Here is a 10,971-nt window from a genome sequence, read left to right as displayed (position 1 = left end):
GTACTATCATTCTTTTATAAGAAGGAAACTCGAAAACTTTTTTTCAACAGTTTACCTTTTCATAACAGAACTTATCAATTTTAGTATTTACTTTGTGCTAACTTTGAAAACCGATAGTTTGTAAATCATTTTTAGTATCCGTTTTGGTTTAATTGAAGCGTCACTATGAAAACCTTGAAAAATGCGCGGATTTAGTTGACCAGGCGAACGTAAATACATTTAATAACCATATCTTATATTGAACCAATGGTGCGTAGTTCATCGTGGATTACCCCGTCATGGCTAATTTTACTATTAGACCTGGGGTGTTCTGTTATCGCAATCAACTTAGCCTTTCTTCTCAGATTGAATTTTGATGTAGATGCCTACTTGTATTTTCCCGTGGAGAAAATCGGAATGGCTGTTTTAGGTGTATACCTCATATTGTCGTTGCTTTTGCGCACCTACCGGGGTATCGTGAGATTTACCAGTCTCGCGGACATAGGCCGTATTGCAGGACAGAACCTCGTGGGGTGTCTGATCCTCTTTACTGTTGGCTATAGTCACATACTGGACGCGGAGCAGAACGTGTTTCCCGTTTCAGTTATCCTTATTAATTTCTTTATCAGCTCGTTCTTTTTATTGTCCTATCGCCTGCTGGTAAAATGGACATTCAAATACTATAATAATTTTCGGAACCAGAGCCGTACACGCGCTGCAATCTATTATACCGGCCACACGAGCCTCATGCTGCGCAAAGCGATCAGCGACGATCCGAATGCAGATGTTCGTATCACCGCATTTATGGCAGATACCAATTCACACGCCGGTAAATCAATAGAAGGCCTGCCCGTATATGCTTCCCGTAAAGGACAACTGTTTAAAATGGTGAAAGAAGGGCAGATCTCTTTGCTGCTCATTCCTAATGATCACCTCGATGCTGCGCATCTGAATGAACTGGTGGAAGAATGTATTGCATTAAATATACGAGTACAAAAAATTATTCCCGTGAGCCAGTGGACAGAAGGTAACACCAATAACGGTATCCAGTTAAAGGATATCAATATCGAAGATCTGCTCGAAAGATCTGTTATCAACATCAAGAACCTGCAACTCAGTAAAGAACTGAAAGGGAAAAGTATCCTGGTAACAGGTGCAGCGGGTTCTATCGGCAGCGAAATTGTACGACAGGTGATCAAGTATGATCCTTCTGTGATCATCCTCTGTGATAAAGCAGAATCACCGTTGCACGAACTGGAACTGGAACTGGCGGAAACGGCCGGAGAAGTTCCCGTGATTCCTTTTATCGGGAATGTTTGCGACCGGGTAAGGATGCAGCAACTGTTTGAAATCTACGCGCCTGTTATTGTTTATCATGCTGCTGCCTACAAACACGTGCCGATGATGGAAAAGAATCCATCCATTGCCGTAATGAACAATGTACTGGGCACCAAAATAATGGCGGAGCTATCAGTGGAATACGGCGCAGAGAAATTCGTGATGGTGTCTACCGATAAGGCCGTGAATCCGACCAACGTCATGGGCGCCTCCAAGCGTATCGCTGAAATTTTTTCACAATCTTTCAATAACCACCTGAACGAGAAATACCAGAAACTCGGACCAGTATACGGCACACCGCCTACCCGCTTTATTACAACCCGCTTTGGGAATGTATTAGGCTCAAACGGATCTGTGATCCCACGGTTTAAACAACAACTGGAAAAAGGTGGTCCGTTAACAGTGACCCACCCGGATATCACCCGTTACTTTATGACCATTCCCGAAGCTTGCCAGTTGGTGCTGGAAGCCGGTTCTATGGGACAGGGCGGCGAAATATTTGTGTTCGATATGGGTAAGCCCATGAAAATTGCAGATCTCGCACGTAAAATGATCCGCATGTCCGGCAAAGAACCCGGAAAAGATATACAAATCGTTTTCACCGGATTACGCCCCGGAGAAAAGTTGTACGAAGAATTACTCAACAACGCAGAAAATACATTACCCACTTACCACGAAAAAATTATGATCGCAAAAGTGCGCGCATCTGATTTTACAGAGGTAAATGAGCAGGTGAATCAACTGGTGGAATCTGCCAGGAAACACTATCTCACACCTACGGTGGCGAGAATGAAATTACTGGTGCCTGAATTCATCAGCAAAAATTCTGCTTATGAAGAACTCGACAAGGGAAAGATGATTATCTAATCATCGGGCATTCATTACTAAATAAGAAACAAGAGCAATCAATATGTGTGAGCGATCTATCAGAGATTTAAAAGGACTGTTATTTATGTTGTCAGGGGTAATCACTTTGTTGGTCACGTCCTGTTCGGCGCCAAAGAATATTACTTATTTCAAAGATGTACCGGATACTATCAGACAAAAGGGAATACAACAGGCCGCATATGCAACGCCGTTGATACAAGCGGATGATATCTTACAGATCACCATCCAAACACTTGATCCTACGGCCACGTCTATGCTGAACCAATCCGGCGCTTCCGTGCCGGTAGCCGGTGGAACAGCGGCTGCACCCGTTGCTACTTCGGTCAGTGGCTACCTGGTAGACAAAGACGGATATGTGGTACTGCCATTAATCGGCAAGATCACGGTACAGGGTAAAACAACCGACAGCGTGCGGGAAGAAATTAAAACCATAGCAGCTACCTATTATAAAGATCCGGTGGTGAATGTGCGGTTTGCGAATTTTAAAATTACAGTACTCGGCGAGGTGAACAAGCCGTCGACCTATGTGATGCCTAATGAGAAAGTAACCTTGTTGGACGCACTGGGCGCAGCAGGCGACCTGACCATCTACGGAAAAAGAGAAAATATCCTGCTCATCAGGGATAATAACGGGAAGAAGGAGTTTGTAAGACTGAACCTGAATGAGAGTAATATTTTTTCCTCTCCCTACTTTTTCCTGCGTCAGGGAGATGTAGTGTATGTGGAACCTAATAAGTCGAAAGTATCAAGCACGGACTTATCACAAGTGAAACGTATTTCAATCATGGCATCTGTCTTATCACTGTTGATCGTGGTGGTGTCGAGAATTAATTTTTAAATTTTTAATAAGATAATATGCCAGAGCATATCTTTAAGAATCACACGCCTCAATTAAACGGGCACGAGGCAAGGGAGCCGGAAAAAGACGGTGGCATCACCCCCCGTTACATACTGGATATCCTGCTGCGGCATTGGTACCTGTTTATCATCTTTGTTATCATGGGTGTGGGTGCTGCGTGGTTATATCTCCGTTATGCCACGCCAACTTATAAGATCAGCGCTAAAGTATTGGTAAAAGACGATCAGAAAGGCGGTGATATCCCCGGTCAGGAGATCTTGCAGCAACTGGAGGTCTTTTCCAATAAGAGCAGTGTAGACAATGAAGTGGAAATATTGAAGTCACGTACGCTCATGCAGACTGTCGTGAACAACCTGCAACTGAACACCTCTTATTTTGTAGAGGGAAGGGTAAAAGAAACTGAACAATACGGTAATCTTCCTTTTTCCATGCAATGGCTTTCCCTCAAGGATACCATTAATAAAACGTCCTACACAATCACACCGGTAGGCAATGATAAATTTGAGTTGTCGGGCGCGAAAGGCAGCCGTACCGGATCCTGGAATGATACCATGCACCTCCAGGAGGGCGTGGCAAAATTAGTCCGCACGGAATTTCCCTTTACAAGATCGATGTATATCGTAAAAGTGGCTTCTGTAGATGAAACAACCGCAAACTACCAAACACTCCTGGACGTACGCATTCCCAATAAACAGGTAAGCACGATCGACCTCAGTTTAAATGCAAAGATTCCGGAGAAAGGAGAAAGAGTGCTGAATAACCTGCTCACCTCTTACCTGAAAGCAAGTGTGGAGGACAAAAACCGCATCGCAGACAGTACCATCGCCTTTATCGACAACCGCCTCATTATTGTTACACAGGAGTTGTCAGGGGTAGAAAAAAATATACAACAGTTTAAACAGGATAATGAACTGGCAGATATTGAGTCACAATCGAAGTTACTCGTAGAAAGTACCGGCGATGCCCGCAAACAACTGCTGGAACAACAGGTACAGTTGAATGTGGTGACTTCACTGGAAGAATACATGCGGGATACAGAAAATAGCAAAAGGGTAGTGCCTTCCTCCCTGATTGTACAGGACCCTACGTTTGTAGGACTGGTACAACGCTATAATGCCCTGCAACTGGACAGGGAAAGGCAACTGATGTCCAGTACCACCACCAACCCGGTAGTGGTAAACATGGATCAGCAGTTGGCTGGTATCCGCTCCGACCTGCTCAGCAACCTGGCCTCTCTGAAAAAAGGGATCCAGGTAGGCATTGACGAGCAACAAAAGAATGCCAGTGCCCTGAATTCGAAGATCCGGCAGGTGCCGGCGAAAGAAAGGGTATTCCTGGATATCTCCCGTCAACAGGCGATCAAACAGGAATTATACCTGTTTCTCCTGAAGAAAAGAGAAGAATCGGCCATTTCCAAAACCTCTAACCTGGCCATTGCCCGCATTATTGATGATGCGAAAAGCGATGCCCTGCCGTTTAGCCCAAAACGTATACTCATACTCTTGCTCGGAATGGTGATGGGCGTAGCGCTTCCCGCCGTATACCTCTACATGAGGGAACTACTGAGCAGAAGAGTGCTGAATAAGCTGGACGTTACCAGCAACACACCGGTGCCGGTGCTGGCCGAAATAGGACACAGCGCCACAAATATGATCGTTACCAAAGCGGATTCCCGTACGCCTGTGGCAGAACAATTCCGGGCACTCCGTACCAACCTTCAGTTTGTGCTGTCCGATATCAGTAACAAGTCGGTCATCATTACTTCCAGCATGGGAGGCGAGGGTAAGTCCTTCATGTCTACCAACCTGGCCGCCATCCTGGCCCTTTCCGGGAAGAAGGTGGTGTTGATGGAAATGGATTTACGGAAACCGAGGATCGCAGAACGACTGGGCCTTTCCAACCATGAAGGTTTTAGCACCTACGCGATCGGTAAAACTTCCATGGAGGAGCTGATCCGTCCATCAGGGATTCATGAGAATTGCTGGATCATTAGTTCCGGTCCTATTCCACCCAATCCTACAGAGCTGTTGCTGCAACCACGCACAGAAGCGCTGTTTAAAGAACTGAATGAACGTTTTGATTATATCATCATCGATTCCGCCCCTATAGGACTGGTAACCGATGCACAGGTATTGGCCCGTTTTGCGGATGCCACCCTGTACCTGGTCCGCCATGGCTTTACTTTCAAGCAGCAGTTACAGATCTCGAAAGACTTGTACCTGCAACGGAAACTGCCCCGGATCAATATCGTTATCAATGACGTAAAGAATAAAAGTGCCTACGGGTATGGCTATGGTTACGGATATGGATACGGTTATGGTAATGAAGAGACCACTGGCAAAGGTTTGCTGGGGAAATGGAGAAAACGGGAAGTGCTGAACGGGAAATAGCACCACGATATTATTATGTATATTCGTGTATGCATCGTCATTTAGCCCCCAGTAAAGGTATCAGTTGGATGGATGGCAAAACAATATTAACAGACTTAAAACAAAAAAGACAGACAAATATTTTTATGGTTAAGATTAACAACAGCGTTGAGAATATCCATCTGGCCGTCATCGGCCTGGGCTATGTTGGTTTGCCGTTAGCGATTGAATTTGGCAAAAAATACGATGTATTGGGATTTGATATCAACAAGGAAAGAGTAAAAGAACTGTCTGCAGGGGCCGACCGTACCAGGGAAGCCAATATGGAAGATCTTACCGCCGTGATGACCCTGAAAACCGGAAAAAAAGCAGATATCGGGCTGTCTTTCTCGTCTAACGTGGAAGACCTGAAAAAATATAACACCTTCATTGTAACGGTTCCCACGCCGATAGATGCTTTCAAGGCGCCGGACCTCCGTCCGCTGATCAAAGCATCTGAAATGCTGGGAAGCATCCTGAAAAAAGGCGACCTCGTGATCTATGAATCTACCGTATACCCAGGTTGCACAGAAGAGGATTGCGTTCCCGTACTTGAAAAAGTATCAGGACTGAAATATAACACCGACTTCTTTGTAGGATACTCTCCGGAGAGAATTAACCCCGGTGATAAAATAAATACCCTCACAAAGATCAAAAAAGTAACCAGCGGCTCTACCCCTGAAATAGCGGATAAAGTAGATAACCTGTATGGTTCTATCATTGAAGCAGGTACCCATAAGGCCCCCAGTCTAAAGGTGGCCGAAGCTTCCAAAGCCATTGAAAATGCACAGCGCGATGTGAACATTTCCTTTGTGAATGAACTGGCGCTGATCTTCGATAGAATAGGCATTGATACCAACGACGTCATCGACGCCGCCGGTACCAAATGGAACTTCCTGAAATACAAGCCAGGATTGGTAGGCGGTCACTGCATTGGCGTTGATCCATACTATCTCGCACACAAAGCGGAGTCACTGGGCTATCATCCGCAGGTGATCCTGTCCGGCCGCCGCGTTAATGACCATATCGGCCACTTCGTTGCTAACAAGGTAGTGAAACTGATGATCGATAAGGACCATAAGATCAAAGGATCAAAGGCCCTCATCATGGGAATTACCTTCAAGGAAAACTGCCCGGATGTACGTAACACCCGCGTAGTGGATATCTATCACGAACTGAAACAGTTTGGTCTGGATGTAGATATCTACGATCCCTGGGCTGATCCCGCAGAAGTGGAAGAAGAATACGGCTTGAAAATATTAAGCTCCATCGATAAAGCAGCCGTGTACGATGCCATTATCGTGGCAGTGGCGCATAAAGAGTTTTTAACCTTTGATTACCTGAAGTACAGACGTAACAATGGGGTCATTTTTGATACCAAAGCCTGTGTAGATAGGAGCCTGGTAGACGGCAGGCTCTAAGAGCAGATAAGACAGATACATATATAAATAATTTGAAAATTGATAGTTGATGTCAACGAAAGGGGTGAGCTATGAGATGTCGCTAAACTTAGGGACTAACTTTCTGGCTTTGGTTTTAAATATTTTATTGGGGCTGGTAGTTGTACCGTTTTATATAGCGAAGATTGGTGTGGATGGCTATGGTATCATCGCACTGGCTACTTCTTTCAGTTCTTATCTGTCTATCATTACAATTGCTATTGACGCAGCGGTAGGAAGGAACTTTACGCTGGCGATGAGAAAGGACGATCATGCAACTTCAAACGCGATCTATTCCTCCTCCATCATTTCCGCCACACTGTTAATTGTTGCCATCCTGCCGCTGATAGCCTGGTTCTTGTATAAAATAGACAGCGTTATCAGTTACCAGGGATATGCAGTAGGTGAAATGAGGTGGGTATTTATTGCCATTATCACCTCCTTCGTCCTCACCTTTATCCGTGGCCTGTTCCTGGTACCGGCATTTGCGTCGAATAAAATATATATCCAGCGCATTATCGCCATCCTGGAAATAGTGGTAAGAACAGCGTTGATCTTTTTATTGCTGAACACATCCGCGAATCTGAGCATGATAGGAATTGCTTTCTTTTTGGCTTCATTGGTATCATTCGCGGGAGCATTGATCTGGATCATCCGGAAGTATCCTTTTCTGAAATTGAGGATCGCCAGTTTTGATAAACAGATTGTAAAGTATGTAGCGTCCATGAGTTTTTGGTTGGTGATTAATCAGATAGGCACTTTGCTGTTTATCAATATTGATATCATCCTGCTGAACCATTACTATGGCCCTACAGCTACCGGCGAATTCAGCACCGTAGCGCAATGGCATACCTTATTGCGTTCGTTTGCAGGCGTATTCGTCGCCATTTTTACACCGGTGGTGTACAAATATTATGCAGAGAAGGACTTCAATAATTTATTGAAGTTCTCGCGGTATTCTGTAGTGGCCATGGGAGCAGTGCTGGCGGTACCTATCGGTATTATTGTAGCATATTCGGATGTGATCCTGAAACTCTGGATCGGTGAAAAATTTGTTCACTTTTATCCGTTGATGATTCTGTTGACAGGTCATTTAATATTTAACCTGTCGGTGCTGCCGATATTGTCTATCAACGCGGTGTACAACAAAGTTAAAACACCAGGACTCACTTCTTTTTTCTGTGGAATCCTCAATTTGGTACTTGGCATATTGATTATTAAATATTTTGATTTAGGTATTTACAGCGTGGCAATAGCGTCAGCGATATTACTCACTTTAAAGAACCTGATATTTTCCCCGACGTATGCGGCCAGGATATTGAACCAGCGTTTTTGGTTTTATTATCCCAGCATAGGCAGAGGAATGGCATTGTTTCTCTGGGTATTACTGATGTCCTGGTGTTGCAGGCATTTCCTGGTACCAGGCTCCTGGGCAACCATGTGTTTGTCGGGACTCATCATCGGTGCGGTGAGCCTGCCATTTGCCTGGTTTGTGACACTGAATAAAGAGCAGCGTTTATTAATTGAAAAACTTATAAGAAGACGGTAATGAAGAAGGCATTGATAATAAATGAGGGGTTCTCCAATAATTTGGGTGATCAGGCTATCAGGGAGAGCATGACCAGCTTATTGCAGGACAGTGATTTTCATACAGAGTTCGCCTATTTCACCAATCCGCGATTGTCACGGTTGCCGCAGTACGATTATTTAGTGGAGGCTACCGGAAACAACGTAGTAGCGCCGATGTCGTTCAGCAGCAAAGTACGGTTAAACCTCGCTTTCTTCTACTGGATAAGCATGAACTATAAAAGTATCCGGCAAAAATTGTCAGCAGGAAACTATGATGTGATCGTGATCGGAGGCGGTCAGTTAGTAGAATCATCCGGTAAGGATTATCCCAGCAGGTTTGCTGTTGCCCTGTACTGGTGGACTTATTTAATCAAGAAATTCAGTAAGGCTAAGATCTATATGATTGGCGTAGGCGTAGGCACTACATTTAACGGGAAAGAAAAAAAACTGTTTGCCAGTGCACTTTCCAGGATAGACCTGGTGTGGGTGCGGGATCAGTTTTCCAAAACACGCCTGCAGGAACAATTCGGACGTAAAGCCATTGTTACCCCGGACATCGCCTTTTACAGCGGGAAAAACAGGGTGGAGGAAGAAAATCTGAATAGCAAAGCCCTGGTAGGCATCACAAATTATAAGGAAGTTTTTTCGAAGTATAATAAGATGGCTAAATCCAATGAAGCCTATTATGAAGAATGGTATGCAGAAGTCAGCAACTATCTGCGCAGGGGATTAACGGTGGAATTGTTTTACACTACCATCACCGACGCCGCTGAAACCATCGCCTTCAGGGATTATGTCAGTAATAAGTATAAAGTAGAGATGGAGATTGCGAAATTAGCCTCTGTAGAGGATTTGAAGCAATTGTACCGTTCTGCTTCAGATGTATATTCCGGAAGGATGCACGCATTGATACTGGCCATGAAACACCAGTGTAAAGTGAAAGCATACCTGATCTCCCAGAAATTACAATCGTTTAACGACGAATATATTGCATCAGGTACACAGACCATTGAATACAGCAAAAAAATCAGGGGTACGTTTAATGACCTGATGCTTGATAATATTAAATTATAACATAGCATGGGCGCCTGGGAATTAATCAAATCGGATTTATACAGATATCATGGAAAAACGGATACCAGAAATTTATTAAAAGCATTTTGCCTGATCGAAGGATTCCGGTACATGTTTTTTTTGAGGCTATGCGCCGGTAGCACCGGTTTGGTCCGGATGTGGTGGCGGTTGATCCTCAGGCATTATTCCTACAAGTATGGGTTTCAGATACCACATACTACCAAAGTAGGAAAAGGTTTTTACATCGGGCACTTTGGCACTGTTGTGGTCAATGGAAATGCCACCATTGGAGATAATGTGAATATTTCACCAGGTGTGGTGATCGGACAGGTGAGCAGAGGAAGATTAAAGGGAGTGCCCACCATCGGGAATAGAGTATGGATAGGCTCCAATGCCATCATCGTAGGGAATATTACAGTAGGAAACGATGTATTGATTGCACCGGGGGCTTATGTGAATACGGACGTGCCGGCGGGATCACTGGTCATGGGTAATCCTGCGGTGATTTCAACAGGAAAGGGAGTGGAAGGTTATATCATGAATGAATGGGGATTATGAAAAATGTTTTAATCATATCATATGAATTTCCACCGATCATCGGTGGCGCAGGCGTTTATGCACATGATCTCGCCATCGGATTGGTGAAGAACGGGCATAAGGTAAGTCTGCTTACTTATCATACCGGCAATAATGAACAATTCCTGGCTGCCTTTGCGCGGCAATACCAGGTTACCTGTTATACAATACCAGGTACTAAGTTTATTCATTTCTACCTGCTCTTTCTGAAATTTAAAAAGATCCTGCAACAACAGGAATTTGATACCATCATCTTCAGTGATGCCCGTTCCAAGAAGATGGGCGCCTTGTTCCAGTCTTCTCTTAAAAATATCCTGCCCCGCACCGTTTCTATTCTTCATGGAAATGAGAAGAACAGCTTCTTCGAAAAACCATCCTTCCTGTTGAGCTTATTCGGCATGCAGAAAAGAATGGAACGTTTCTTCCTGCAGCAGAAGAAAATCATCGTGGTGAGTGAAGCGGAATTGGATATATGGCAGAAAACGGCGATGAAAGATCAGTTGTATTTAATCAGGCACGGTATTGATACGGATATCTTCCAACCCAGAACTGTCACAGAAATTGCGGCAATAAAATCAAACCTGGGTTTCCGGGAAGACAGGCCCATCTTGCTCAGTGCCTCCAGGATCGTAAAAGAGAAAGGACAGGAAGTAGTGATAGAAAGTCTGCATGAGATCATTCAGGCGGTACCGGATCTGTTGTATGTCATCGTCGGCAATGGTGGTCATTTAGCACACCTGGAACAGCTGGTGGCTGCAAAGGGACTAAAAGAACATGTTGTTTTTGTTGGGGGCGTGTCAAGAGATGTTCTCTCCACCTACCTCTCTGTTTGCGACCTGTT

General features: G+C 44.5%; 8 protein-coding genes. All 8 read left to right on the top strand.

The annotated features are described in order from the left end of the window. Window positions 1–396 precede the first annotated feature (396 nt). The gene (locus tag VIP81_RS15700; RefSeq protein WP_331962591.1) at window positions 397–2,184 is read left to right on the top strand and encodes a nucleoside-diphosphate sugar epimerase/dehydratase; all 1,788 of its coding nucleotides are present in this window, start codon (window positions 397–399) and stop codon (window positions 2,182–2,184) included. Between the two features lie 85 nt (window positions 2,185–2,269). After that, a complete protein-coding gene (locus VIP81_RS15695) occupies window positions 2,270–3,043 on the top strand; it encodes a polysaccharide biosynthesis/export family protein (RefSeq protein WP_331962588.1) in 774 nt (257 codons plus the stop codon). Window positions 3,044–3,060: 17 nt separating this feature from the next. Beyond that, window positions 3,061–5,454 carry a GumC family protein gene (locus VIP81_RS15690; RefSeq protein WP_331962585.1) on the top strand — a complete coding sequence of 798 codons (2,394 nt, stop codon included), beginning with the start codon at window positions 3,061–3,063 and terminating at the stop codon, window positions 5,452–5,454. 125 nt (window positions 5,455–5,579) lie between these two features. Then, window positions 5,580–6,893, top strand: a complete 1,314-nt coding sequence (locus VIP81_RS15685; protein ID WP_331962582.1) for a nucleotide sugar dehydrogenase — start codon at window positions 5,580–5,582, stop codon at window positions 6,891–6,893. 49 nt (window positions 6,894–6,942) lie between these two features. Beyond that, window positions 6,943–8,460, top strand: a complete 1,518-nt coding sequence (locus tag VIP81_RS15680; RefSeq protein ID WP_331962579.1) for an oligosaccharide flippase family protein — start codon at window positions 6,943–6,945, stop codon at window positions 8,458–8,460. After that, window positions 8,460–9,554, top strand: a complete 1,095-nt coding sequence (locus tag VIP81_RS15675; RefSeq protein WP_331962576.1) for a polysaccharide pyruvyl transferase family protein — start codon at window positions 8,460–8,462, stop codon at window positions 9,552–9,554. The genes VIP81_RS15680 and VIP81_RS15675 overlap by 1 nt, the downstream gene beginning before the upstream one ends. Before the next feature lie 111 nt (window positions 9,555–9,665). Then, complete coding sequence (locus VIP81_RS15670; protein ID WP_331962573.1) at window positions 9,666–10,112, top strand: serine acetyltransferase; 447 nt, start codon at window positions 9,666–9,668, stop codon at window positions 10,110–10,112. Beyond that, window positions 10,109–10,971, top strand: an 863-nt coding sequence (locus VIP81_RS15665) for a glycosyltransferase family 4 protein (protein WP_331962569.1), incomplete at its 3' end; no start/stop codon positions are given. The genes VIP81_RS15670 and VIP81_RS15665, both read left to right, overlap by 4 nt.

This window comes from Chitinophaga sp., assembly GCF_036566945.1.
GTDB lineage: Bacteria > Bacteroidota > Bacteroidia > Chitinophagales > Chitinophagaceae > Chitinophaga.
The sequence above is the reverse complement of the archived record's forward strand: the minus strand, read 5'-3'. Positions and strand labels throughout refer to the sequence as shown.